Origin of the sequence: Actinotalea ferrariae CF5-4, assembly GCF_000603945.1 — a bacterium.
In the GTDB taxonomy this organism is placed as follows: Bacteria; Actinomycetota; Actinomycetes; order Actinomycetales; family Cellulomonadaceae; genus Actinotalea; species Actinotalea ferrariae.
Window position 1 is genome coordinate 1 of record NZ_AXCW01000066.1, and the last position, 22,183, is coordinate 22,183.

A 22,183-nucleotide genomic window follows, 5' to 3' on the forward strand; every position below is an offset into this window, starting at 1 on the left:
CCAGGCCCCCGCCGCGGGCCGCCAGCTCGGCCCGCTGCGTGGGCCCCGCCACGGCCTCCTCGACGACGCGCTCCAGCGCCGCGCGCGCGTCGACCTGCCCCTGCACGGCCTCCGCCAGCTCGTCGACCCAGGGGCGCAGGGCCTTGAGGGTGCCCCGCTGCGTCCGCAGGATCACCGAGCGGGCGCGGTCCGACCCCGCCACCATGGCGAGCCAGCGCCGCACCGGCGCGACGGCGCGGTGCTCCAGGAGGCCCTGGTGGGGGCCCTGGTCGGGTACCACGAAGAGCGGCACCGTGGTCATGCCGCGCTCGCGGAGCCGCTGCATGAGGTCCGTGCGGACCGTCGTGACCGCGTCGGCCGGGACCCGGTTGAGCACCATCGCCATGGACGTGCCGCGCTCGGCGGCCTGGGCCAGCGCCTGCCACGGCACGGCGTCCCCGTAGCGGGCCGCGGTCGTGACGAACACCCACAGGTCTGCGGCGTCGAGCAGACGCTGGGCGACGGTGCGGTTCGACGCCAGGAGCGAGTCGAGGTCCGGCGCGTCGACCAGGGCGATGCCCCGCGGCACCTCCACGCGCACGACGACGTCGACGTCCTCCAGCAGCGGGTGCTCGGCCAGGAGCTCGGCGTCGGCGGGGTGGTGGGCCAGGACGGGTCGGCGCGTGGTCGGGCGCAGGACGCCCGCCGGCGAGACCTCCTCGCCGACGACGGAGTTCACGAGGGTCGACTTGCCGGCTCCCGTGCTCCCGGCGACCACGACGACGGCGGGCGCCGACAGCTCGCGCAGCCGCGGCAGCAGCTGGTCGTCGAGCTGCTCGAGCAGCTCGCGACGGCGCTCCTCCGCCCGGTCCGCCCCCGCCAGGCGCAGGACGAAGCGGGTCCGGTCCAGGTCGCGGCGCAGGTCGCCGACCGCGTCGAGGAGGTGGTCGCTCGCCCGGGGCCGCAGCTCGCCGTCCTCGTCAAGACGTGGGCCCGGACGCGCCGCCGGCGCCGCACGGCCCGCACCCACGGGCGGCGCCGAGGCGGGGCGGTCGACGTCAGCGGGCACGGCCCAATCCTCCCGTCTGCGGAGGTGTGGACCAAACGCGCGCGCCGGGGCGCCGGTGCCGGACGGAGGCGTGAACCACCGGCGCGGCGGACGGCGGCCACTAGGCTGGTCCCCGCCCGCCGGGCGCCGGCCCCCGTAGCTCAGTGGATAGAGCATCGGACTTCTAATCCGCAGGTCGCAGGTTCGAATCCTGCCGGGGGCGCCGACATCACGTCGGGTGGCGCGATCGACGGGCGCCCGAAATTGAGGTGACCGACGACGGCACCGGTTGGTTCAGTGGTCCCACCGCGGTGAACGGACCTGGCCAGTCCCCGTTGCCCAGTCCTTCCACCTCTCGGAGCCCGTCATGCACCCCTCCCTCCTCTACGACGTCGCCGTGCGCGAGCACGAGGAGCAGCTCGCGCTGCACGCCCGGCGGCACGAGACCGCCCTGGCGACCCGCGACCGCGCGGACCGGCCGACGGGCAGGCGCACGGCGCCCCCCGCCCGCACCGTCCTGCGCCGCGTCCACCGGTCGATCCGCAGGACCTCCGCCCCCGCCGGGGCACCCGCTCAGCGGCCGGCCGCCACCGCGCGGCCGGCCGCTGACGGCCACGCCCTCGCCGCCTGAGCGGCGGGCGTCGAGGGTCGCCGGACCCCGGCGACGACCCCGTATTGTGACCGCGTGAGCCCTGCCAGCCAGCCCAACGACAAGATCGTCTGGATCGACTGCGAGATGACGGGGCTCGACCTGTCCCGCGACGCCCTCGTCGAGGTCGCCGCGGTGGTCACCGACTCCGAGCTCACGGTCCTGGGCGAGGGTGTCGACGTCGTCATCGCGCCGCCCGCGGAGTCCCTGGAGCAGATGGACGACTTCGTCCGCGCGATGCACACCACCTCGGGCCTGCTCGAGGCCCTGCCCGGCGGCACCACCCTCGCGGACGCGCAGGACCAGGTCCTGGCGTACCTGCGCGAGTGGGTCCCGGAGGCGGGCAAGGCACCGCTGGCCGGGAACTCGGTCGGCACCGACAAGGCCTTCCTCGACCGGGACATGCCCGACCTCGTGGGGCACCTGCACTACCGGGTCGTGGACGTGTCCTCGATCAAGGAGCTCGCGCGGCGCTGGTACCCGCGCATCTACTTCGCCTCGCCGGAGAAGACGGGCGGCCACCGTGCCCTCGCCGACATCCTGGAGAGCATCGACGAGCTGCGGTACTACCGCGCCGCGATGCTCGTGCCCCCGCCGGGCCCCGACTCGGCTGCCGCGAAGGCCATCGCCGCGCAGGTCGCCGCGACCTCGGTCCGCGGCACCCGCTGACGACCCGGCCGTCCGACGACGAAGGCCCGTCCTCGCGAGCGCTGCTCGCCCGGACGGGCCTTCGACCTGCATGGGGTGGCTAACGGGACTTGAACCCGCGACCCCCTGGACCACAACCAGGTGCTCTACCAACTGAGCTATAGCCACCACGGACCACCCTCGCCGCGAACGGCGACCCGTCGCCGGGGCGTGGACCGGCGAGAAGTCTACCGGCTCCCGCGCAGTGCTCGGGACCGCGGGGACGACGGACCCGAGAGGCCCGCACGCCCCCTGGGGGTGTCAGCCTGCCGCGCGCTCCGCCCGGGCGGCGATCGCGTCGGCCAGCCGGTCCAGGGCGCCGTCGGCGTAGGACGGGAAGAGCGACGGCTCGACGAGCTCGAGCTCCATGAGCACCGGCCGCCCGTCGTCGTCGGAGACGACGTCGACGCGGGCGTACAGGAACGGCAGGTGGTCGTCCGCCCCGGGGGCGTCGGGCTGGGCGTCGAGCAGCTGCCGTGCCGTCGCGATCACCTCGTGGGCCATCTCGACCTCCTCCGGCGAGGCCTCGACCGCGCTGATGCGCTCCTCCTTGTAGAGCCCGTCGACGGCGACGTCGCGGCCGTCGAGCATCGCGCCCTTGAGGACGCTGTGGGAGTACTCCCCCGCGACGAACACGTGGGCCCGCTCGCCGACCGTGTCCACGCTGGTCAGGTACCGCTGCGCCATGACGGTGCGGTCCTCCCCGAGCAGACGGCGTGCGTGCGCGATCGCCAGGCCCCGGGACTGCGGGTCGATCGCCGTGTAGCGGCCGGTGTCGAGGCTGCCCGCGGACACCGCCGGCTTGATCACCATCTCGCCGTGCGCCGGGAAGCGGGTGTGCAGGGCGCGGGAGGACAGGTGGCGCTCGGGCTCCAGCCACTGCGTGGGCACGATCCGCACGCCGGCGGCCTCGAGCTCGCGGAGGTAGTGCTTGTCCGTGTTCCACCGGATGACGGCCAGCGGGTTCACCAGTCGCGCCACGCCGCAGACCCGCTCCGCCCACGCGAGGAACTCGTCGCGGCGCTGGGCGTAGTCCCACGCGGAGCGCACGACCACGAGGTCGTACTCCTCCCAGCGGACCGCCTCGTCGTCCCAGACGACGGCGTCCGCGCTCACGCCGCGCGCGGCGAGGGCGTCCAGGAGCGGGGTGTCCTCCGGGTCGAGGTCCGGCAGGCGGGAGCAGGTCACGAGTCCGATGCGGGTCACGGTGACACCCTAGACAGCGGTGGCGCACACCGTGAGGCAGGACCATGCACATGCGTGCACACCAGGGCGGTACCGGCTGACCCGAACGGGTGGGCGACCCCGCGAGGGACGCTCCCCGTGGTGCCGACCACCGCGATCTAGGCTTTCATCGGGGGAGGGTGGGGGCCCGGTCGCGCGGCGGCCGGGCAGCAGGCCGGACCGACACGGAGGAACGGGTCGAGGATGATCGAGGCGCTGGGTCGCGAGCACGACGGGGAGTCGTCGGGCATGACGCTGCACGAGGAGCCGGAGCGCTCCGTCGTCGAGGTCTTCGGCGAGGTCGACCTCGCCGTGCGGCAGAACGCCGGGCCCCTGTGCCAGGCCGTCGCCGACCGCGGGCTGCCGGTGGTCATCGAGGCAGGACGGGTGTCCTTCGTCGACTCCGCCGGCATGTCGATCCTCGTGCGGCTCGCCCGTGACGCGGAGGCCGGGGGCTACGCGGTCGAGCTCCACCACGCGCCGTGGATGCTCCGCGAGCTCATGACCATCACCGGCGTCGACCGCCTCCTCCCGTTCGCCGACGGACCCGAGGCGGACGCGGGACCGGACGCCGGCCCGGACGCACCGGCGCTGCGCTGACCTCCCGCGCTGCCCCCGCTGCGCTGAACCTTCCGTGCTGAACCTTCCGTGCTGATCGTTCCGGGCTGATCCTTCCGGGCGCGCGCCCGACGGTCAGCTGGCCGGCCCCGCGTCGGCGGGCTGCGCCGACGCGACCGTGCGGCGCACCGCCCGCAGGAGCGCGTCGGCGGTGACGTGACCGACGACGGCGCCGCCGGCCGTCACCGGGACGCCGTCGGGCGCGGCGGCCAGGGCCTGGAGGACGACGTCGAGGCGGTCCCCCAGCGCGACCGTCGGCCCCCCGTCTCCCCCGGTGGTGCCGTCCGACCCGCTCATCCCGTCGGACGCGCTCGCCCCGTCCGGCGCGCGCCCCGCACGGGGTGGGCCGACGTCCTGCGCGGTGAGCTCGCCGATCGAGAGCAGCCGGACGGTGCTCCCCGTGCCGACCAGCTCGGCGACCGTCGGCGTCCTCGGTCGCGCCAGGAGGGTGACGGCGTCGGAGACCTGCTCGAGGTGCCCACCGCGCCGGAACACCGCGACGCGGTCGCCGAGGCGGACCGCCTCATCGACGTCGTGGGTCACGAACATCACCGTGGTCCCCAGCTCCCGTTGGATGCGCCAGAATTCCTGCTGCAGCCTCCGGCGCCCCGACGGGTCGACGGCCCCGAACGGCTCGTCCATGAGGAGGACCGGCGGGTCCGCGGCGAGCGCGCGCGCGACACCGACCCGCTGACGCTCGCCGCCGGACAGCTGGTGGGGGTAACGGCCGGCGTACGTGGCGGGGGCGAGCCCGACGAGCTCCAGCAGGTCGCCGACACGGGTCCGGGTGCGGGCGCGGTCCCACCCGAGCAGCTCCGGGACCGTCGCGACGTTCTGGCCGACCGTGCGGTGCGGGAAGAGGCCGACGTCCTGGATGACGTACCCGATCCGGCGGCGCAGCGCGACGGGGTCCACCGTCGCCACGTCGCGCCCCTCGACCAGCACCCGGCCCGACGTCGCCTCGACGAGCCGGTTGACCATCCGCAGGGTGGTCGACTTGCCACACCCCGAGGCCCCGACCAGGACGAGGAGCTCGTGCTCGCGGACCTCCAGGTCCAGCTCGTGCACGGCCACCGTGCCGTCGGGGTACTCCTTGCGGGCCCGGTCGAACCGGATGACCGCCTCGTCCGTCCCGGTCGTCCCGGGCCGGCCGGCGGGCTGGTCGCTGCTCATGACGCCCGACGGTACCCCGGGCGGCCCTGACCCCTCCCTGAGTCGCCCGGGCCCTCACAGGGACCGGACGGTAGCGTCGGTGCGGTGATCAGGAGCGCAGCGGGCCTGCCCGCCCGGGCCGTCGAGCCCGTGGCCAACCTCTGGTTCACGTGGCGCTACGTCGAGAACAACCTCGGCGACATCACGACGGCGCTGTCCCAGCACGTGACCCTGACCGTCCAGGCCGTGGTCCTGGCCCTCGTCGTCGCCCTGCCCCTGGCGGTCCTCGCCCACCGGCGCCCGCGCCTGGCCGGACCCGTCCTCGGGGCCTCCGGCGTCCTCTACACGGTGCCCGCCCTGGCCCTCTTCGCGATGATCTACCCGCTGCTGTGGGACCCGCGCACGACGGTGCTCATCGGGCTGGTCATGTACGCCCTGCTGGTCCTCGTGCGGAACGTCCTCGTCGGCCTGCAGGGCGTGGACCGGGGCGTCGTCGACGCCGCCCGGGGCACGGGGATCGGGCCGACGCGCCTCCTGCTCACGGTGGAGCTGCCGCTCGCGATCCCGTCGATCTTCGCCGGGCTGCGGCTGGCGACGGTCAGCACGGTCGCCCTCGTCACCATCGGCATCATCGTCGGCTACGGAGGGCTCGGGCAGCTGCTCTACCGCGGCTTCAACTCCCAGTACCGGGCCGAGATCGCGACCGCGACCGTGCTGACGCTGCTCGTGGCCCTCGTCGCCGACCTGCTGCTCATGGCGCTCGGCCGGGCGCTCACGCCGTGGGCGCGAGGGGGCCGCTGATGCGCGACGACGACGTCCTGGGCGCCGCGATCCGCTGGCTCAACGACCCGCTCGTGTGGCAGGGCCCCGGCGGCGTGCTGGCGCGCACGGTGGAGCACCTCGGGATGGCCGGGGCCGCCGTGCTGCTCGCCGCCGCGGTGGCGCTGCCGCTCGGCGTCTGGCTCGGGCACCAGGGGCGGGGCGGGGCCTGGCTCATCCCGCTCACCAACACCTCGCTGGCGCTGCCCACCCTCGCCCTGCTCATGATCTTCGCGTCGAGCGGGCTGGGCTTCGGCAACCGCCCGACGATCATCGCGCTCGCCGTCTTCGCCGCGCCGCCGATCCTCGCGAACGCCTGGACCGCGGTCCGGGAGGTGGACCGGTCGGTGCGCGAGGCCGCCCGCGGCATGGGCATGTCGAGCGCCCGGTCCCTGGCCCGCGTCGAGCTGCCCCTGGCGCTGCCGCTGGTGGCGGCCGGGTTGCGGACCGCAGCCGTCCAGGTCGTGGCCTCCGTCTCGCTCGCGGCCTTCGTCGGCGGTGGCGGACTGGGTCGCTTCCTCGTCGACGGCTTCGGCACCCGGAGGTACGGGCAGGTCCTCGCCGCCGCGGTCCTCATCGCCCTGCTGTGCGTGCTGGTCGAGGCGGTCCTCGCGCTCGGCCAGCGTCTCCTGACCCCGGTCCCGCTTCGCACCGGCCGAGGCGCCGTGGCGAGATCGTGACCGGATGGTGACCTGGGGAACAGCCCACCCCGGTTGCCGGTTGCCGTTCCGAGCACCTTCGATGAAGACACCCCCACGACCCGCCACGGGGCGGGCGACCACGAGGAGACGATCCATGCGCCGACGTCCACGTTCCCTGGCACCGGTGGGCCTGCTGGCCACCGTGCTGCTGGTGACCGCCGCCTGCGGGGAGCCCGGCTCCGCCGACGGCGCCGCCCCCGCCCCCGCCGAGACCACGACCTCCGACGACGACGGCGCCGGGGACCTCCAGGCGTGCGCGCCGGTCGCCGGCGACGCGCTCGTCGTCCTCGACGACGACCAGGGCCTGCAGACCGTCGACAACATCATCCCGGCGGTCAACGCGGGCGCCACCGACGGTGACGACGCCCTGCTCGGGATCCTCGACGAGGTCTCGGCCTCCCTCGACACCGACATCCTCATCGGTCTCAACCGCGCGGTGGACGTCGAGCGGCGCACCTCCAGCGAGGTGGCGGCCGAGTTCCTCGCCGCCGAGGGGCTGGACCAGCAGGACCAGGTGGGCGAGGGCCGCGCCGTCGTCGTCGGGGCCGGCAACTTCTCGGAGAGCGCGACGCTCGCCGAGCTCTACGCCGGGGCGCTGCGCGCCGCCGGCTACGACGCGTCGACCCAGACGATCGGCAACCGCGAGACGTACCTCCCGGCTCTGCTGGCCGGCGAGCTCACGGTGGTGCCGGAGTACGTGGGCACGCTCACCGAGTTCATCAACGACCAGGAGAACGGCGCCGACGCGGAGTCGCTCGCCAGCAGCGACCTGGACGCCACCGTCGAGGCCCTGACGGGGCTCGGCGAGCAGGTCGGGCTCGTCTTCGGCACCCCGTCCCCCGCCCAGGACCAGAACGCGTTCGCGGTGACGACGGCCTTCGCCGAGGAGTACGGCGTCTCGACCCTGACCGAGCTGGCCGAGACGTGCGGCGAGCTCGTGCTCGGCGGTCCGCCGGAGTGCCCGGAGCGGCCCTTCTGCCAGCCGGGTCTGGAGGAGGTCTACGGCCTGGACGTCGCGGAGTTCGTGTCGCTCGACCCGGGCGGCCCGCTGACCAAGGCGGCGCTCCAGCAGGGCGAGGTCGCGCTCGGCCTGGTCTTCTCCTCGGACGCGGCGCTCGCCACCGAGTGACGCGCTGACGGTCCGCCGAGTGCGGGGTCCCCCCGAGGGGGCCCCGCCCTCGGCGCGTCACCGCTCGAGCGGAGCGCGGACACGGGTTCCGACGGGCGTCGTTCCGACGGGCGTCGTTCCGACGGGCACGTGCCCGACGGGCACGGGCGCCGACGACGAAGGGCCCCGCCGAGGCGGGGCCCTTCACTGTGCGCCATCAGGGACTCGAACCCCGAACCCGCTGATTAAGAGTCAGCTGCTCTGCCAATTGAGCTAATGGCGCGCGGTGCACGAGGTTAGCAGCCGCGCGGGGGCGATGCGAAACCGCCCCGGTGTGACCTCCCGCACGCGGTCGGCGTCAGCGGGCGGTGGCGCCGTCCTCGGCCTCGGAGGTCTCGCCGCCCTCCCACCAGGCGACCTCGGGCAGACCCTCCTCCGAGAGGATCTCCGGTGAGGCGGGGCCCTCGGGGATGGCCAGGTCCGCCAGCAGCGCCAGCGGGACGTGCTCGTTGAGCAGGCTCATGACCTCCTGGCTGGCGTCGCGGTCCGCACCGAGGACGTCGCCGTCCGCGGGCTGCGGCGTCGCTGCGTCGACGTCCCTGCCGCCCTGGGGCGTGGTCTCGTCCACGACCATGGTCGTCTCCTCTCGTCCCCGTCCGAGCCCTGCTCGGGACGATCTCGGGCGGGCGCCTGCCCGCACTCGGGCACCACTGCACCACCGCTCTCGCCTCGCCGCAACGCGAGCGGCGGGACCTGACTCGATCAACGTTCAGAGGTAGAGGCCGGTTCCCGACCCGGCGGCCTCGGGCTCGGCGACGCCGTGGAGGTCCCGCTCGCGCAGCAGGACGTAGTCGGCGCCCTGGAGCTCGACCTCGGCGCGGTCCTCCGGGTCGAAGAGCACCCGGTCCCCCACCTCCACCTGACGCACGTGCGGCCCCGCCGCGACGACCTGGGCCCAGGCGAGCCGGCGGCCCACGACCGCCGTCGCCGGGATGACGATCCCGGAGGTGGACAGCCGCTCGGAGGACTCCGCGTCCATGTGGACGAGGACCCGGTCGTGGAGCATGCGCAGCGGCAGCCGGCCGCCGCGCGACGGGGGCGTGGCGGGGCTCGGGGACGGCGTGGTCACGGGCGAACCGTACTGGACGGCGCAACTAGGCTGGGCGCCGCGCACGGCGGTACGCCGCCGACCACCGCGCAGGACCGTCCCGTCCGCCCGCGCCCGACCCGGGCACCCGTCGAAGGAGCACCATGGCCCGCCTCGCCCCCGGCGACCTCGCCCCCGACTTCACCCTCCCCACCGCCGACGGCGGGTCACTGACGCTGTCGTCGCTGCGCGGCCACCGGGTGGTCGTCTTCTTCTTCCCGGCCGCGATGACGCCCGGGTGCACCAAGGAGGCGTGCGACTTCGAGGACTCCTACGCGTCGCTCCAGGCGGCCGGCTACACCGTCGTCGGGATCTCCCCCGACCCGGTCGAGCGCCTGGCCGAGTTCGCGGAGAGCGCGGCCCTGACGTACCCGCTGGCGTCCGACGCCGACCGGGCGGTCCTGGGCAGCTGGGGCGCTTACGGCGAGAAGAAGCTCTACGGCAAGACGGTCGAGGGCGTCATCCGCTCGACCGTCGTCGTCGGCCCGGACGGCACCGTCGAGGTGGCGCAGTACAACGTCAAGGCCACCGGCCACGTGGCGAAGCTGCGGCGCGACCTCGGTCTCGACTGACGGGCGCCGTCAGGCCCTACGCTCGTCGCGAGCGCGAGTGGCGAAATCGGCAGACGCGCCAGGTTTAGGTCCTGGTGCCCTCGGGCGTGCGGGTTCGACTCCCGCCTCGCGCACAGCACCCCCAGCACCCCAGCAGGGCTCAGACGACTCCCTGGCACGGCACGACGACGTCCGTGCGCGGGCGCGGGACCTCGGGTCCGTCGAGGTAGGACTCCCACGGCAGGTCGCGCACCGCCAGGCCGTGCTGGGTCATCCAGTGCGTCACCGCCTCGTGGGCGGCGCCCACGCCGGCGTAGGGGCCCGTGTGGCGGGTCCGGACGGCCCGTCCGCCCGGCAGCTCCATCGCCGCGACCCGGCCGACGTCGCGCACGGGCGCGCTGGTCGGCACGCCCACCTCCACCTCGAGGACGCCGTCCGCCGAGCGCCCGTACCGGGTGAACGGCGGCCCGGCGGGCAGGACGCCCTGCCGGCGCACGACGGTCATGACCTCGCCCACCGCCGTCGCGACGAACGCGCCGACGTCGTCGGGGCGGATCTTGGCGCGGCGCACGACCGCGGCGGGACGGGGCGGCAGCTCGACGACCTCGATGTCGTAGTTCATGGCGTCAGTCTCGGGGGCTGTCCGGTGGCCCGGATGGGGCTGAGGTCCCGCACCCCCGCACGCCTCCGACCGGAGGAACACCGGCGCGGCGCGGCGCGTTCGGACCGGCAGGGGCCCGGCCGGGCCACCACGTCCGCGTCCACGCCGCCCGCCCCACGCGGGCCGGACGCCGAGAAGTCTGCGAGGTGCACGTGCGCGCTGTGTGGAACGGGACCGTCATCGCCGAGAGCGAGGACACCGTCGTCGTCGAGGGCAACCACTACTTCCCGGCGCAGAGCGTCGACCCGGCGGTGCTGCGGCCCTCGGGCACCCGCACGGTCTGCTCCTGGAAGGGCACCGCGTCGTACTGGACGCTGGAGGTGGACGGCCGGACCAACCCGGACGCCGCCTGGTACTACCCGGAGCCGAAGCCGGACGCCGAGCACGTCCGCGACCGCGTCGCGTTCTGGCGCGGGGTCACGGTCGAGGGCTGACCCGACGGGCGGGCGCCCGCGGCCCTCAGCCGCGGGCCGCCTCCCGCTGGGCGGCGAGCCGGGCCCGTACCTCGTCCATGTCGAGGGCGCGGACGGCGGTGAGGACCCGCTCGAGCGCGTCCGCCGGCAGGGCCCCCGCCTGGGCGAAGACGAGCACGCCCTCGCGGAACGCCATGAGCGTGGGGATGGAGCGGATCTGCGCGGCGCGGGCGAGCGCCTGCTCGGCCTCGGTGTCGACCTTCGCGTGCACGACGTCCGGGTGCGCCCGGGACGACTCCTCGAACACCGGGGCGAACTGGCGGCACGGGCCGCACCACTGCGCCCAGAAGTCCACCAGGACGACGTCGTGCGTCGTCACGGCGTGCTCGAAGGTCTGGTCGGTCAGGTCGATCGTCGCCATGTGTCCCCTCGTGGCGTCGCGGGTCGGTCCGGGCGGGGTCCCCTCCCACCCACCCCGTCACAACGCCTCACGGCGGGCGCTATTCCGCACCGGCCCGGCAGGTACCCTCGCCCCCATGACCGAGACGGCCGACTTCCCCGAGCAGCCGACCCCCGACGGATGGCTCAGCGAGCGGGAGCTCGCCGCCATCCGGGGCCGGCTCCCCCTGGTCTACGTCGACGCCGTCCCGGTCCGCGTGGACGACAGCGGTGACGTCGTCGCGGTCGGTCTCCTCCTGCGCGTCAACGGCGCGGGCGAGATGACCCGCGCGCTGGTCTCCGGCCGGGTGCTCTACCACGAGCGGGTGCGCGACGCGCTCGTGCGGCACCTCGAGAAGGACCTGGGTCCGATGGCCCTTCCCCAGATCCCCGCCGCGCCGCAGCCCTTCACGGTCGCGGAGTACTTCCCGACCCCCGGCGTGACGCCGTACCACGACCCGCGGCAGCACGCCGTCGCCCTCGCGTACGTCGTGCCGGTGGCCGGCGACTGCGAGCCGCAGCAGGACGCGCTCGACCTCGCCTGGTTCACGCCGGAGGAGGCGTGCAGCGAGCAGGTCCAGGTCGAGATGACGGGCGGCCAGGGCTACCTGCTCCGGCAGGCCATGGCCCACGTGGGCCGCCTGCCGTGAGCCGCTCCACGGCCCGCCTGCTGCACGCGGTCGTCGCGGCGCTGTGCTGGGGCTCCCTCGCGGTCGACGTCGTCGCGCTCCCCCTCACCGAACCGGCCGAGCCGGCCCCCCTCCTCGCCCGGTACGTGGAGCTCTTCAGCTACTTCACGATCCTGTCCGTCCTCCTGGTCGGCGTCGTCTCGACCCTCCTGGCCGTCGACCCCGAGCGGGACGGACGCCTGCTGCGCGTGCTGCGCCTGGACTCCCTGGTCTGCATCACCGTGACCGGGGTCGTCTACCACCTGCTGCTGCGCTCGACCCACGACGTGCAGGGCGTCTACGTCGTGACGAACCTGCTGGACCACACCGTGGTGCCGGTCCTCGCCGTCCTCGTGTGGCTCCTCGTCGGTCCACGGCCCCGGACGGACGCCCGGACCGCGCTGCTGGCCGTCGTCCTGCCGCTGGTCTGGGTCGGCTGGACCTTCGTGCGCGGGTCCGTCGTGGGCTCGTACCCCTACCCGTACCTCGACGTCACCGAGATCGGCGCGGCCACCGCAGCGGTCAACACCGCGGGCGTGGCGGTCGGGTTCCTGACCCTCGCCGCGCTCGTCACCGTCGCCGAGCGGCTCCTGCCGCCCGCGCCGCGGTCCGGCACCCGCGTGCAGACCGAGTCGGCGGAACCGGTCGACGTGCGGGCCTGACACCGAGCTCGTGCGGGCCTGACACCGAGCTCGTGCGGGCCTGACACGGACCTCGAGGACTCCCCCACGTCAGGCGGTCGGGCCCCGCAGCACCTCGGCGACCACGGGCGCGAGCGCCCGGAAGGCGTTGCCTCGGTGCGAGATCGCGTTCTTCTCCGCCGCCGACAGCTCCGCGCAGGTCACGGGTGCGGTCGCCCAGCCCGGCTGCTCGTCCGGGACGAGCACGGGGTCGTAGCCGAAGCCGTGCGCGCCCCGGGCGGCGCGGGCGAGGCGACCCCGCAGGACGCCGACCTCCACGTGCTCCTGCCCGTCCGGGGTGACCAGCGCGGCGGCGCAGGTGAACTGGGCGCCGCGGTGCTCGTCGGGGACGTCCTCGAGCTGGGCGAGCAGGAGCTCCAGGTTCGCGCGGTCGTCCCCGTGCCGCCCGGCCCACCGGGCCGAGAACACGCCCGGGGCACCGCCGAGGACGTCCACGCACAGGCCGGAGTCGTCCGCGAGCGCCACGAGGCCCGTGGCCCGCGCGAGCGCCCGGGCCTTGATGAGGGCGTTCTCGGCGAACGTCACCCCGTCCTCGACCGGCGGCTCCGCGCCGACGTCGGCGGCCCCGACGACGTCGCCGTCCGCGAGGCCGGGCACGACCGGGCCGAGGATCTCCCGCAGCTCGACGATCTTGTGGCGGTTGTGGGTCGCCAGGACGAGGCGCGCGGTCGGGCTCATGCCCGCGGCCCGGCGGGTGCGGCGAGGGCCGCGGCCTGCAGGCGCGTCAGCTCCGCGGTGCCGGTGACGGCCAGGTCCAGGAGGCGGTCGAGCTCGGTGCGGTCGAAGGGCGTCTGCTCCGCCGTGCCCTGCACCTCCACGAACCGTCCGTCGCCGGTCACGACGACGTTCATGTCCGTCTCCGCGCGGACGTCCTCGACGTAGGGCAGATCCAGCACGGGCGTGCCGTCCACGATCCCGACGCTCACGGCCGCGACCGAGTCCCGCAGGACGGTCCGGCCGGCCGGGACGACGCCGGACGCCTGGGCCCAGGCGATCGCGTCGGCCAGGGTCACGTACGCACCGGTGATCGCGGCCGTGCGGGTGCCGCCGTCCGCCTGGAGGACGTCGCAGTCCAGCACGATGGTGTTCTCGCCCAGCGCCTTGACGTCGACGACGGCGCGCAGGGACCGCCCGATGAGCCGGGAGATCTCGTGCGTGCGCCCGCCGATGCGGCCGCGGACGGACTCCCGGTCGCTGCGGGTGTCCGTCGAGCGCGGGAGCATCGCGTACTCCGCCGTCACCCAGCCCTCGCCGGAGCCCCGCCGCCACCGCGGGACGCCCTCGGTGAACGACGCGGCGCACAGGACGCGCGTCCGCCCGAACTCGACGAGGACGCTGCCCTCCGCGGCGTCGAGCCACCCGCGCGTGAAGCGGACGGGCCGCAGCTCGTCGGGTCGCCGGCCGTCGGCGCGGGCCGTCGTGGCGGGGGTGGCCGGGGTGCCGGAGGAGGCCGTGGGGGGTGTGGTGGTCATGGGCGACCACCCTAGCCGCGTGGCCCGGCGGTGATCCGCCCCCGCGGCGCGGGACCGCCCCGCGTCAGAGGACGACGACGAGCCCCGGCGCGGCCGTGGCGATGGGCCCGGTGTAGACCTCGGCGGCCTCGGCGGCGGCAAGACCGGGCTCGTTCCAGGCCGGGACGTGGGTGAGCAGGAGGCGCCCCACCGCACCGTCGGCCGCGGCCTGCCCGGCCCGCCGGCCCGTGAGGTGGATGCCGCGGATGGCGTCGTCCCGCCCCTCGACGAAGGCCGCCTCCGCGAGCAGCAGGTCGGCGCCCGCCGCGAGGGCGTCGAGCCCCGCGCACGCGTCGGTGTCGCCGGTGTAGGCCAGGACGACGCGGCGCGCCGGGTCGTCCTCCGCAGGGCCCTCCACGCGCACCCCGTACGCGGGCACGGGGTGCTCGACCGCCACCGGGGTGAGGGTCATCGGTCCGACCCGCACCGGTGTGCCCGGCTGCCAGACGTGGACCGCCAGGTGGTCGGACATCGACTCCCCCGGCTCGAGCCCGTACGCCTCGGCCAGGCGGGAGGCGGTGCCGAAGGGACCGTGGACCGGCAGCGGTCCGTCCCGGCCCGGGCCCCCGGGGCGGTACTTGAGGTAGACGTACAGCCCGGAGACGTCCGCGACGTGGTCGGGGTGCAGGTGGGAGAGCCCGACGGCGTCGAGGTCCACGGGGTCGCAGAGTCGCTGGAGCGGACCGAGGGCGCCGCTGCCCAGGTCGAGCGCGACGTTCCAGGTCCGCCCCTCGCCGTCGTCCGCCTGGACGAGGTAGCAGGAGGCCGCGGAGGTCGGGCCGGGGAACGACCCCGCGCAGCCGACGACGGTCAGGCGCACACGACCTCCCCGCTCACCGCAGCGTGCTCGCGGGTTCGACGGCGACGACCTCGGGGCCGAGGAAGCGGCGGGCGAGGCGGTCGAACGACGCCGCGTCGCCCGTGGCGAGGAACCGGTGGGTGGGCGGGCCCTCCGCGGCGTCCCGCTGCAGGCCGTGCTCGACGAGCGTGCGGTAGACGTCCTTGGCCGTCTCCTCCGCGCTGGACACGAGGGTCACCCCGTCGCCCATGACGTAGGAGATGACCCCCGTCAGGAGCGGGTAGTGGGTGCAGCCCAGGACGAGCGTGTCCACGTCCGCGGCGACCACCGGGGCGAGCGCCTCCCGGGCGGCGGCGAGGACCTCCGGCCCGGACGTGTGCCCCGCCTCGACGAGGCGGACGAACTCCGGGCACGCCTGGGAGGTGAGCCGCAGGTCCGCGGCGACGGCGAGCGCGTCGTCGTAGGCCCGGGACTCGATCGTCGCCCGGGTGCCGATGACCCCGACGCGTCCCGTGCGCGTCGCCGCGGCCGCCCGGCGGGCGGCGGGGAGGATCACCTCGACCACCGGCAGGCCGCGTCGCTGCGTGTAGCGCTCCCGCGCGTCGCGCAGGACCGCTGCCGAGGCGCTGTTGCACGCGATGACCAGCATCTTGACCCCGGCGTCGACGAGGTCGTCCATGACCTCCAGCGCGTGCGCCCGCACGGCGGCCAGCGGCTTGGGCCCGTACGGGCCGTTGGCGGTGTCGCCGATGTACAGGACCGACTCGTCGGGGAGCTGGTCGATCACCGCCCGCGCGACCGTCAGACCGCCGACCCCGGAGTCGAAGATGCCGATCGGCGCCGCCGCGTCTGTCACGGGGGCGAGCCTAACGGGGCGTGGTGGGCGGTTCCGTGGCGCCCGTCGCACCGGGGGTGTCACGTGCGTCACCGTCGGCGTCCGGGTCCGCGCCGTCGTCCGCCTCGTCGTCGGCGTCGTCGTCCGGCAGGCCCGCCAGCATGAGCCCGACGAGGGACTCCTGGAGCACGCTGAGGATGACGTAGACCGTCCCGAGGAGGCGGTGCGCCTGCTCGCGCTCCTCGTCGAGGCCCTCGCCGTGGACCGAGACGTCACCCTCCCCGTCCTCGTCGCCGAGCACGAGCCGGTACAGCGCGTCGGCCTCCGCGTCGCTGCGCAGGCCGAGGCGCTCCGAGGTGACCAGGCGGACGTCGGTGAGGGCGGCGGCGATCCGCGGGGCCTCGCTGGGCACGACGACGAGGTCCGGGCCTGCGGCGTCCACGCAGGCCCGCAGCCGCAGCAGCTGGTCCGACTTCGAGCGGCGCAGGTCGACCTCGGTGAGCCGACGGAACTCGGCGGCGACCTCCGGGTCCGGGGAGGCGGGCGGCAGCAGCCGCAGCAGGGCCGGGTCCGTGGGAGCGGGGAGCGGCAGGGTGGCCATCTGCACGGCGGCGAGCGGGTCGTCCGGTCCCGACCCGTGGGTGCGGTGCGCCGCCCGCGCGCCGACGAGGGCGACGACGTCGTCGACGACGTCGAGGAGGACGGCCCGCTCGGGAGCCTCGAGGCGCGCCACGTAGGCGGCACCCTCGCGCACGAACGTGCGCATCAGGCCTCCGCGGGCTGCACGGTGGCCCACAGCCCGAACCCGTGCAGCGCCTGCACGTCGACCTCCATCTGCTCGCGGTTGCCGCGCGACACCGTCGCCCGGCCGCCCTCGTGCACCTGGAGCATGAGGCGGTGCGCCGTCTCCTGGGAGTACCCGAAGTAGGAGCGGAACACCCAGGTCACGTAGCTCATGAGGTTGACCGGGTCGTTCCAGACCACGGTGGTCCACCCGTCGGCGAGACGCGCACCCTCGGTGCGGACGTCCTCGGCGGGCACGGTGCTCATGCGGACACTGTAGGCAGCGTGGGGCCTCCTGGCCTCCGCGCGTCCGGGTGATCCGCGGCGGGCGGAACCGATCGGGTGACGACACAGGTCGCCGCGAGGAGCACGCACCGGACGCGCGTGCCTACGGTGTCGTCATGAGCGTTGAGCTGCCCCCGCCGTCGGCGTCCCGGACGTCCCTGCCCTCCGGGGGTGGCGGAGTGCCCCGACCGTCGACCGCGCTGCTCACCGACCGCTACGAGCTGACGATGCTCCAGGCCGCGCTGGCCGACGGGACCGCCCGGCGGCGCTGCGTCTTCGAGGTCTTCTCCCGCCGGCTGCCGCCGGGCCGCCGCTACGGCGTCGTCGCGGGCACCGGTCGCGTCCTCGAGGCGCTCGCCGACTTCCGGTTCGGGGAGGAGGAGCTGTCGTTCCTGTCCCGCCACGGCGTCGTGGACACCGACACCCTGCGCTGGCTGGAGGGGTACCGCTTCGGCGGCTCGATCACCGGGTACCCGGAGGGGGAGACCTTCCTGCCCGGCTCCCCCGTCATGGTGGTCGAGGGGACGTTCGCGGAGGCCCTGCTCCTGGAGACGCTGGTCCTGTCGGTGCTCAACTACGACTCGGCGGTCGCCTCGGCGGCGTCGCGCATGACCTCGGCGGCCGTGGACCGGCCCTGCCTGGAGATGGGGTCCCGGCGGGCGCACGAGCTCGCCGCGGTCGCCGCGGCGCGGGCCGCCGTCGTCGCCGGCTTCGCGGGGACGTCGAACCTCGAGGCGGGGCGCCGGTACGGGCTGCGGACGATCGGCACCGCCGCCCACTCCTACACCCTCCTGCACGACGACGAGCGGGCCGCCTTCCGCGCCCAGGTCGCCGCGCAGGGGGTCGGCACGACGCTGCTCGTGGACACCTACGACGTGCCGCAGGGCGTGCGGAACGCCGTCGAGGTGGCCGGTCCCGGGCTCGGCGCCGTCCGGCTGGACTCCGGCGACCTCACACAGCTGGCCCAGGAGGTCCGGGAGCAGCTCGACGCGCTCGGGGCGACGGGCACCCGGATCGTCGTCAGCTCCGACCTCGACGAGTTCGCGATCGCCGCGCTCGCCGTCGCGCCGGTCGACTCCTACGGCGTCGGGACGTCCGTCGTCACCGGTTCGGGCGCACCGACGTGCGGCATGGTCTACAAGCTCGTGGCGCGCGAGGGTGCGGACGGCTCCCTGCTCCCGGTCGCCAAGGCCTCGGCCAAGAAGGGCTCGGTCGGCGGACGCAAGACCGCGGCGCGGCGGCTCGACGGGGAGGGGCGTGCCGTGGAGGAGGTGGTGGTGACCGGCCGCGACGAGGCCGTCGCCACCTGGTCGCCTCACGATCCCGCGCTGCGACCCCTCCTCGTCCCGCTCGTCACGGACGGTGCCGTGGACCCGCGGTGGACCGGGGAGTCGGGCGTGCAGACCGCCGTCGAGCGCCACCGCCGCTCGCGCGCCGAGCTGCCCCGGGGCGCCCGTCGGCTGTCGCACGGCGATCCCGCGATCCCGACGGTGACGCTCCGGCTGGAGTGACGCCCGCGCACCCACGGCCGGCGGACGACGCCGCACCCCGGCGGACGCCGCACCCCAGCGAGGCGCCGCACCCCCGATACCGGCTGCACGCACGACGACGCCCGGCCCACCGTGGTGGACCGGGCGTCGTGGTGGGCGGCCCAGGGCCGCGATGGCCGGCGTCCCCCCCGGGGGACGGGCGGCCGTGCTCAGCGAGGTCAGACCTTGCGTCCGCGGCCACCGACGAGGCCGAGGATCAGGCTCACGACCAGCACGATGATGCCGAGCCAGATGAGGAACTGGGCCGCCTCGACGGCGATGCCGAAGACGAGGAGGACGATGCCGACGATGAGGATGAGAAGCCAGCTGGGCATGGTGTCTGCCTTTCGCTCAAGCCCCGTTGTGACGGGGCTGTGGAGGACTTGCGGACGAATCCGATGTGTCGAGCGTGGCAGCGTCCTGCGGGGTCCGCATCTTGAAAGGGGGGTTGACAGGACATCGCGCGAAACTCGTGCGGCGCTGGTACAAGTGCCTGCCGGCGGCCGTCGGCGCAGGTCACGACGGTGGGGCAGGGCCCGGACCGCCGCGGCGTCCCGCTCCGCGACGCCGCGTCCGGCCCACATGGTGGGCGCCAGGGCGGGCTGAGCGTCAGCGCCTGCCGACGAACCAGTCGCGCACCAGCGCGGTCCGCGCCTCCAGCTGCTCCGCCGTGGCGGTCGCGACCTCCGGGCCCCCGCACCGGCGTCGGAGCTCGGTGTGGACGGAGCCGTGCGGCTGCCCGCTGCGCCGGGCCCAGGCACCCACCAGGGCGTTGAGCTCCTTGCGCAGCTCCGCGAGCCGGCGGTGGTCCACGCGGGGGGCGTCGGCCGGGCGCCCGCTCCCCTTGCCGCGACCCACCTGCTCCGCCTGGCGCTGGCTCAGCAGCGTCCGGACCTGGTCGGCGTCGAGGAGCCCCGGCAGGCCGAGGAAGTCGAGCTCCTCCTCCGAGCCGAGGTCCGCACCCGTGCCGAACTCGCCGCCGTCGAAGAGGACGCGGTCGAAGCTCGCCTGCGCCTCGAGCGCCTGGAAGGTCCCGGCGACGCCGTCCTCCCCCACGGCGTCGGAACCCCGCTCCGTGCGGTTGGCCTCGAGGAGCAGCACGTCCTCCTCCTGCGCGTCGGTCGGCCGGTCCAGGGCGTGGTCGCGCTCCAGCTCCAGGGTGGCGGCGAGCGCGAGCAGCTGGGGCACGCTCGGCAGGAAGACGGAGGCCGTCTCGCCCCGCTTGCGGACCCGGACGAACCGGCCCACGGCCTGGGCGAAGAAGAGCGGCGTCGCGGTCGAGGTGGCGTAGACCCCGACGGCCAGCCGGGGCACGTCCACGCCCTCGGACACCATGCGCACCGCCACCATCCAGCGGGAGCGGCCGGCCGAGAACTCGTCGATCCGGTCCGAGGCGCCGTCGTCGTCGGAGAGCACGACCGCCGGCGCCTCCCCCGTGAGCCGCCGCAGGTGGGCGGCGTAGGCCCGCGCGTCGGCCTGGTCGGTCGCGATCACCAGGCCGCCCGCGTCCGGGACGGTCCGCCGGACCTCCGACAGCCGCCGGTCGGCGGCCGCGAGCACCGAGGGGATCCACTCCCCCTCCGGGTCCAGGGCGGTCCGCCAGGCCTGCGCCGTCATGTCCTTGGTGAGCGTCTCCTCGCCCAGCCGCGCGCTCACCTCGTCCCCGGCCCGGGTCCGCCAGCGCATCGCGCCGCTGTAGGACAGGAACAGCACCGGCCGGACGACGCCGTCCCGCAGCGCGTCCCCGTAGCCGTACGTGTAGTCGGCGACCGAGCGGCGGATGCCGTCACCGTCGGGCGCGTAGTCGACGAACGGGATCGCCGCGGTGTCCGACCGGAACGGCGTCCCCGTCATCGCGAGGCGGCGTGCGGCGCCCTGGAAGGCCTCGCGGACGGCGTCGCCCCAGGACAGGGCGTCCCCGCCGTGGTGGATCTCGTCGAGGATGACGAGCGTGGGCGCGGCCGCCGTCCGCGCGGCGTGCAGGGCGGGCTTCGTGGCCACCTGGGCGTAGGTCACCGCGACGCCGTCGAAGTGCGTGCCGTGGCGGCCCTGCGCGTTGCGGAAGTTCGGGTCGAGGTGGATGCCGACCCGGGCCGCCGCGTCGGCCCACTGCCGCTTGAGGTGGTCCGTGGGGGCCACGACGGTCACGCGGCGGACGACCCCGCGCTCGAGCAGGTTCGTCGCGATGCGTAGGGCGAACGTCGTCTTGCCGGCCCCCGGCGTCGCGACGGCGAGGAAGTCGCGCGGCTGACGTGCCTCGTACGCCTCGATCGCGGCGGCCTGCCAGGCCCGGAGCTTCTGGGCCGTGCCCCACGGGGCGCGCGCCGGGAAGGCGGGCGAGAGGTGGGACGCGGCGGCGGTGGACGCGGCGGCAGGACCCTGCTGGGCAGGGGGTCCGTGGTGCCGGGCGCCGTGGTGCGGGCGGCTCACCGTCCGCCGGAGCCGAAGCCGGCGCCGGAGCCGCCGGAGCCGGACCCTCCGGAGTCGCCGGGCCCACCGTCCTGCGGCGCGCGCAGGCCGTCGTAGATCTCCTTGCACACCGGGCAGACCGGGAACTTCTTCGGGTCCCGACCCGGCACCCAGACCTTGCCGCAGAGGGCGACGACGGGGTTCCCCGTCATGGCCGACTCGAGGATCTTCTCCTTGCGCACGTAGTGCGAGAAGCGCTCGCGGTCGCCCGGCTCGAGCTCCTCGCGGGCCTCCGTGCGCTCCAGCACGCTGGTCGACGTGCCGTCACCAGGGGCGCCGTACGGGTCCTCGGGTCCGGTGGTCTGGCTCATGCGCGGAAGTCTACGGCCGGGCCGCGCTAGAGCCCCTGCCACCCCGGCTTGCCGGCCCACGCCTCGCGGTAGTACCCGGCGAGCTGCAGCCGGCTCGCGGCCGCCTCGTCGACGAGGACGCTCACGTGGGGGTGCAGCTGGAGCACCGAGGCGGGCCACAGGGCGCTGACCGGCCCCTCGACGAGCTGGTGGACGGCCTCGGCCTTGGCCCGCCCGGTCGCCACGAGCACGAGGTGCCGGGCCTCGAGGATCGTGCCGAGCCCCTGCGTGAGCACGTGCCGCGGCACGGCCTCCGGGTCGTCACCGAAGAAGCGGGCGTTGTCCCGGCGCGTCTGGGCGGTGAGGGTCTTCACCCGCGTGCGGGACGCGAGCGAGGACCCCGGCTCGTTGAACGCCAGGTGCCCGTCGGTCCCGACGCCGAGCACCTGCAGGTCCACGCCCCCGGCCGCGCGCAGCGCCGCCTCGTACGCGGCGCACGCCGCCGGGAGGTCCGCCGCGCCCCCGTCCGGGCCCTGCACCGCGTCGGGGGCGAGGTCGACGCGGGAGGTGAGCTGCCGGTCGATGACGGCGCGGTAGCTCTCCGGGTGCCCCGGCGGCAGACCGACGTACTCGTCCAGGAGGAACCCGCGGACCTGCGCGAAGGACAGTCCCGCGCGGTGCCGGGCCACCAGCTCGTCGTAGAGGGCGAGGGGGCTCGAGCCGGTCGCGAGGCCGAGCACCGCGTCGGGCCGGCGGCGCACGAGGGACGCCACCGCGTCCGCCGCGAGCACCGCGAGGCGCCCGGGGGCGTCGATCACGACCTCCACAGCGCCTCCAGGAGCTGGTGCGCCGCCACGGCCGCGCCGACGGGCGCGACGGGCACGTCCGGGCCGGCCAGGCGGATCCGGTCCGCGATGCCGAGGGTGGCCAGGAAGGGCGAGCGCTGCGCGCGCCGGTCCGTGGCGTCCCGGACGGCGTCCAGGAGCGGGGTCCCGACGCGCGCCACCCCGCCGCCGAGGACGACGTGCCGGACGTCCGCGGTCAGCACGAGGACCTGCACGGCGAACGCCACGCCGTCGGCGACCTCCGCCCGGACGCGCACCGCGTGCGGGTCGCCG

The 22,183-nt window shown here is 75.3% G+C and carries 28 protein-coding genes, 4 tRNA genes and 1 pseudogene; 13 read left to right on the forward strand and 20 right to left on the reverse strand.

All coding sequences use genetic code 11. From position 1 onward, the window contains the following. Positions 1–1,048: dynamin family protein (locus tag N866_RS07980; RefSeq protein WP_034225063.1), on the reverse strand; the 1,048-nt coding region annotated here is incomplete at its 3' end. A gap of 129 nt (positions 1,049–1,177) precedes the next feature. Between N866_RS07980 and N866_RS07985 the strand changes: the two genes are divergently transcribed. The 3 genes from N866_RS07985 (at position 1,178) to orn (ending at position 2,345) form a co-directional block, all read left to right on the forward strand. After that, a tRNA-Arg gene (locus N866_RS07985) sits at positions 1,178–1,250 on the forward strand. A 144-nt stretch (positions 1,251–1,394) separates the two neighbouring features. Then, positions 1,395–1,658, forward strand: a complete 264-nt coding sequence (locus N866_RS20880; RefSeq protein ID WP_034225065.1) for a hypothetical protein — start codon at positions 1,395–1,397, stop codon at positions 1,656–1,658. Positions 1,659–1,712: 54 nt separating this feature from the next. After that, positions 1,713–2,345 (forward strand): oligoribonuclease, encoded by a 633-nt coding sequence (orn, locus tag N866_RS07995; protein ID WP_216699400.1) that lies wholly within the window; start codon positions 1,713–1,715, stop codon positions 2,343–2,345. 71 nt (positions 2,346–2,416) lie between these two features. Here the strand turns inward: orn and N866_RS08000 are convergent. Both N866_RS08000 and N866_RS08005 read right to left on the reverse strand, forming a co-directional pair. Next, positions 2,417–2,492, reverse strand: a tRNA-His gene (locus N866_RS08000). 132 nt (positions 2,493–2,624) lie between these two features. Beyond that, positions 2,625–3,569: an ATP-grasp domain-containing protein gene (locus N866_RS08005; protein WP_034225066.1), complete on the reverse strand. Its 945-nt coding sequence runs from the start codon at positions 3,567–3,569 to the stop codon at positions 2,625–2,627. Between the two features lie 222 nt (positions 3,570–3,791). Here N866_RS08005 and N866_RS19825 point away from each other — a divergent pair, with 222 nt between their 5' ends. Next, complete coding sequence (locus tag N866_RS19825; RefSeq protein ID WP_052022586.1) at positions 3,792–4,187, forward strand: STAS domain-containing protein; 396 nt, start codon at positions 3,792–3,794, stop codon at positions 4,185–4,187. A gap of 93 nt (positions 4,188–4,280) precedes the next feature. Here N866_RS19825 and N866_RS08015 read toward each other — a convergent pair whose 3' ends face one another. After that, positions 4,281–5,378 carry an ABC transporter ATP-binding protein gene (locus N866_RS08015; protein ID WP_034225069.1) on the reverse strand — a complete coding sequence of 366 codons (1,098 nt, stop codon included), beginning with the start codon at positions 5,376–5,378 and terminating at the stop codon, positions 4,281–4,283. Positions 5,379–5,462: 84 nt separating this feature from the next. Between N866_RS08015 and N866_RS08020 the strand changes: the two genes are divergently transcribed. From N866_RS08020 to N866_RS08030, 3 genes are all read left to right on the forward strand, one after another. Continuing rightward, positions 5,463–6,158 carry an ABC transporter permease gene (locus N866_RS08020; protein ID WP_245612439.1) on the forward strand — a complete coding sequence of 232 codons (696 nt, stop codon included), beginning with the start codon at positions 5,463–5,465 and terminating at the stop codon, positions 6,156–6,158. Further along, positions 6,158–6,856 (forward strand): ABC transporter permease, encoded by a 699-nt coding sequence (locus N866_RS08025; protein ID WP_034225071.1) that lies wholly within the window; start codon positions 6,158–6,160, stop codon positions 6,854–6,856. Before N866_RS08020 ends, N866_RS08025 begins: the two co-directional genes overlap by 1 nt. Before the next feature lie 115 nt (positions 6,857–6,971). After that, entirely contained in the window at positions 6,972–8,006 is a 1,035-nt protein-coding gene (locus tag N866_RS08030) for a glycine betaine ABC transporter substrate-binding protein (protein WP_034225073.1), read from the forward strand. 189 nt (positions 8,007–8,195) lie between these two features. Here the strand turns inward: N866_RS08030 and N866_RS08035 are convergent. From N866_RS08035 to N866_RS08045, 3 genes are all read right to left on the reverse strand, one after another. Then, positions 8,196–8,268, reverse strand: a tRNA-Lys gene (locus N866_RS08035). Positions 8,269–8,343: 75 nt separating this feature from the next. Next, a complete protein-coding gene (locus N866_RS08040) occupies positions 8,344–8,619 on the reverse strand; it encodes a hypothetical protein (RefSeq protein ID WP_034225075.1) in 276 nt (91 codons plus the stop codon). A gap of 135 nt (positions 8,620–8,754) precedes the next feature. Then, positions 8,755–9,051, reverse strand: coding sequence for a GroES family chaperonin (locus tag N866_RS08045; RefSeq protein WP_052022601.1), 297 nt, complete (start codon positions 9,049–9,051; stop codon positions 8,755–8,757). A 185-nt stretch (positions 9,052–9,236) separates the two neighbouring features. Here N866_RS08045 and N866_RS08050 point away from each other — a divergent pair, with 185 nt between their 5' ends. Beyond that, positions 9,237–9,704, forward strand: coding sequence for a peroxiredoxin (locus tag N866_RS08050; RefSeq protein WP_034225079.1), 468 nt, complete (start codon positions 9,237–9,239; stop codon positions 9,702–9,704). A 31-nt stretch (positions 9,705–9,735) separates the two neighbouring features. Continuing rightward, positions 9,736–9,817 (forward strand) — tRNA-Leu (locus tag N866_RS08055). A gap of 26 nt (positions 9,818–9,843) precedes the next feature. On the opposite strand, the gene N866_RS08065 is transcribed toward N866_RS08055, so the two are convergent. Then, positions 9,844–10,305 carry a GyrI-like domain-containing protein gene (locus N866_RS08065; protein WP_052022588.1) on the reverse strand — a complete coding sequence of 154 codons (462 nt, stop codon included), beginning with the start codon at positions 10,303–10,305 and terminating at the stop codon, positions 9,844–9,846. Between the two features lie 191 nt (positions 10,306–10,496). On the opposite strand from N866_RS08065, the gene N866_RS08070 reads away from it, so the two are divergent. Beyond that, the gene (locus N866_RS08070) at positions 10,497–10,778 is read left to right on the forward strand and encodes a DUF427 domain-containing protein (protein WP_034225081.1); all 282 of its coding nucleotides are present in this window, start codon (positions 10,497–10,499) and stop codon (positions 10,776–10,778) included. Between the two features lie 25 nt (positions 10,779–10,803). Here the strand turns inward: N866_RS08070 and trxA are convergent, their stop codons facing one another. Continuing rightward, positions 10,804–11,178, reverse strand: a complete 375-nt coding sequence (gene trxA / locus N866_RS08075; protein WP_034225083.1) for a thioredoxin — start codon at positions 11,176–11,178, stop codon at positions 10,804–10,806. A gap of 115 nt (positions 11,179–11,293) precedes the next feature. Here trxA and N866_RS08080 point away from each other — a divergent pair, with 115 nt between their 5' ends. Together N866_RS08080 and N866_RS08085 are read left to right on the forward strand one after the other, a co-directional pair. Then, positions 11,294–11,845 (forward strand): NUDIX hydrolase family protein, encoded by a 552-nt coding sequence (locus N866_RS08080; RefSeq protein ID WP_034225085.1) that lies wholly within the window; start codon positions 11,294–11,296, stop codon positions 11,843–11,845. Then, a complete protein-coding gene (locus N866_RS08085) occupies positions 11,842–12,525 on the forward strand; it encodes a Pr6Pr family membrane protein (protein ID WP_052022590.1) in 684 nt (227 codons plus the stop codon). The genes N866_RS08080 and N866_RS08085 overlap by 4 nt, the downstream gene beginning before the upstream one ends. 69 nt (positions 12,526–12,594) lie before the next feature. On the opposite strand, the gene rdgB is transcribed toward N866_RS08085, so the two are convergent. The 6 genes from rdgB to clpS form a co-directional block, all read right to left on the reverse strand. Next, positions 12,595–13,242, reverse strand: coding sequence for an RdgB/HAM1 family non-canonical purine NTP pyrophosphatase (gene rdgB / locus N866_RS08090; protein WP_034225087.1), 648 nt, complete (start codon positions 13,240–13,242; stop codon positions 12,595–12,597). Continuing rightward, entirely contained in the window at positions 13,239–14,036 is a 798-nt protein-coding gene (gene rph / locus N866_RS08095) for a ribonuclease PH (RefSeq protein WP_034225090.1), read from the reverse strand. Before rph ends, rdgB begins: the two co-directional genes overlap by 4 nt. 64 nt (positions 14,037–14,100) lie before the next feature. Continuing rightward, entirely contained in the window at positions 14,101–14,895 is a 795-nt protein-coding gene (locus tag N866_RS08100) for an MBL fold metallo-hydrolase (RefSeq protein ID WP_034225092.1), read from the reverse strand. A 13-nt stretch (positions 14,896–14,908) separates the two neighbouring features. After that, entirely contained in the window at positions 14,909–15,730 is an 822-nt protein-coding gene (murI, locus tag N866_RS08105) for a glutamate racemase (protein ID WP_034225094.1), read from the reverse strand. A gap of 10 nt (positions 15,731–15,740) precedes the next feature. Continuing rightward, positions 15,741–16,475 (reverse strand): DUF2017 family protein, encoded by a 735-nt coding sequence (locus N866_RS08110; protein ID WP_052022593.1) that lies wholly within the window; start codon positions 16,473–16,475, stop codon positions 15,741–15,743. Continuing rightward, complete coding sequence (gene clpS / locus N866_RS08115) at positions 16,475–16,759, reverse strand: ATP-dependent Clp protease adapter ClpS (protein ID WP_034225096.1); 285 nt, start codon at positions 16,757–16,759, stop codon at positions 16,475–16,477. The genes N866_RS08110 and clpS overlap by 1 nt, the downstream gene beginning before the upstream one ends. Positions 16,760–16,893: 134 nt before the next feature. Between clpS and N866_RS08120 the strand changes: the two genes are divergently transcribed. After that, a complete protein-coding gene (locus N866_RS08120; protein WP_052022595.1) occupies positions 16,894–18,288 on the forward strand; it encodes a nicotinate phosphoribosyltransferase in 1,395 nt (464 codons plus the stop codon). A gap of 197 nt (positions 18,289–18,485) precedes the next feature. Here N866_RS08120 and N866_RS21965 read toward each other — a convergent pair whose 3' ends face one another. The 5 genes and pseudogenes from N866_RS21965 to N866_RS21340 form a co-directional block, all read right to left on the reverse strand. Next, positions 18,486–18,641 carry a hypothetical protein gene (locus N866_RS21965; RefSeq protein WP_173406140.1) on the reverse strand — a complete coding sequence of 52 codons (156 nt, stop codon included), beginning with the start codon at positions 18,639–18,641 and terminating at the stop codon, positions 18,486–18,488. A gap of 274 nt (positions 18,642–18,915) precedes the next feature. Continuing rightward, entirely contained in the window at positions 18,916–20,736 is a 1,821-nt protein-coding gene (locus tag N866_RS08125; RefSeq protein ID WP_052022597.1) for a DEAD/DEAH box helicase, read from the reverse strand. After that, entirely contained in the window at positions 20,733–21,086 is a 354-nt protein-coding gene (locus tag N866_RS08130; RefSeq protein WP_034225101.1) for a DUF3039 domain-containing protein, read from the reverse strand. Before N866_RS08130 ends, N866_RS08125 begins: the two co-directional genes overlap by 4 nt. A 26-nt stretch (positions 21,087–21,112) precedes the next feature. After that, positions 21,113–21,892, reverse strand: coding sequence for a glucosamine-6-phosphate deaminase (gene nagB, locus N866_RS08135; RefSeq protein ID WP_034225103.1), 780 nt, complete (start codon positions 21,890–21,892; stop codon positions 21,113–21,115). After that, positions 21,880–22,183 (reverse strand): annotated as a pseudogene (locus N866_RS21340) (ROK family protein); the annotation flags it as partial. The pseudogene N866_RS21340 and the gene nagB, both read right to left, overlap by 13 nt.

What these genes read in the sequence shown, in the direction of transcription:
- rph (WP_034225090.1), bottom strand. Translation starts at nt 14,036, where the DNA reads ATGACCACCACACCCCCCACGGCCTCCTCCGGCACCCCGGCCACCCCC.
- N866_RS08050 (WP_034225079.1), top strand. Translation starts at nt 9,237, where the DNA reads ATGGCCCGCCTCGCCCCCGGCGACCTCGCCCCCGACTTCACCCTCCCC.
- N866_RS08110 (WP_052022593.1), bottom strand. Translation starts at nt 16,475, where the DNA reads ATGCGCACGTTCGTGCGCGAGGGTGCCGCCTACGTGGCGCGCCTCGAG.
- N866_RS08040 (WP_034225075.1), bottom strand. Translation starts at nt 8,619, where the DNA reads ATGGTCGTGGACGAGACCACGCCCCAGGGCGGCAGGGACGTCGACGCA.
- N866_RS08080 (WP_034225085.1), top strand. Translation starts at nt 11,294, where the DNA reads ATGACCGAGACGGCCGACTTCCCCGAGCAGCCGACCCCCGACGGATGG.
- N866_RS08015 (WP_034225069.1), bottom strand. Translation starts at nt 5,378, where the DNA reads ATGAGCAGCGACCAGCCCGCCGGCCGGCCCGGGACGACCGGGACGGAC.
- N866_RS08030 (WP_034225073.1), top strand. Translation starts at nt 6,972, where the DNA reads ATGCGCCGACGTCCACGTTCCCTGGCACCGGTGGGCCTGCTGGCCACC.
- N866_RS21965 (WP_173406140.1), bottom strand. Translation starts at nt 18,641, where the DNA reads ATGCCCAGCTGGCTTCTCATCCTCATCGTCGGCATCGTCCTCCTCGTC.
- N866_RS08025 (WP_034225071.1), top strand. Translation starts at nt 6,158, where the DNA reads ATGCGCGACGACGACGTCCTGGGCGCCGCGATCCGCTGGCTCAACGAC.
- N866_RS08045 (WP_052022601.1), bottom strand. Translation starts at nt 9,051, where the DNA reads ATGCTCCACGACCGGGTCCTCGTCCACATGGACGCGGAGTCCTCCGAG.
- N866_RS08130 (WP_034225101.1), bottom strand. Translation starts at nt 21,086, where the DNA reads ATGAGCCAGACCACCGGACCCGAGGACCCGTACGGCGCCCCTGGTGAC.
- N866_RS08120 (WP_052022595.1), top strand. Translation starts at nt 16,894, where the DNA reads ATGAGCGTTGAGCTGCCCCCGCCGTCGGCGTCCCGGACGTCCCTGCCC.
- rdgB (WP_034225087.1), bottom strand. Translation starts at nt 13,242, where the DNA reads ATGAGCCCGACCGCGCGCCTCGTCCTGGCGACCCACAACCGCCACAAG.
- N866_RS19825 (WP_052022586.1), top strand. Translation starts at nt 3,792, where the DNA reads ATGATCGAGGCGCTGGGTCGCGAGCACGACGGGGAGTCGTCGGGCATG.
- clpS (WP_034225096.1), bottom strand. Translation starts at nt 16,759, where the DNA reads ATGAGCACCGTGCCCGCCGAGGACGTCCGCACCGAGGGTGCGCGTCTC.
- N866_RS20880 (WP_034225065.1), top strand. Translation starts at nt 1,395, where the DNA reads ATGCACCCCTCCCTCCTCTACGACGTCGCCGTGCGCGAGCACGAGGAG.
- N866_RS08065 (WP_052022588.1), bottom strand. Translation starts at nt 10,305, where the DNA reads ATGAACTACGACATCGAGGTCGTCGAGCTGCCGCCCCGTCCCGCCGCG.
- trxA (WP_034225083.1), bottom strand. Translation starts at nt 11,178, where the DNA reads ATGGCGACGATCGACCTGACCGACCAGACCTTCGAGCACGCCGTGACG.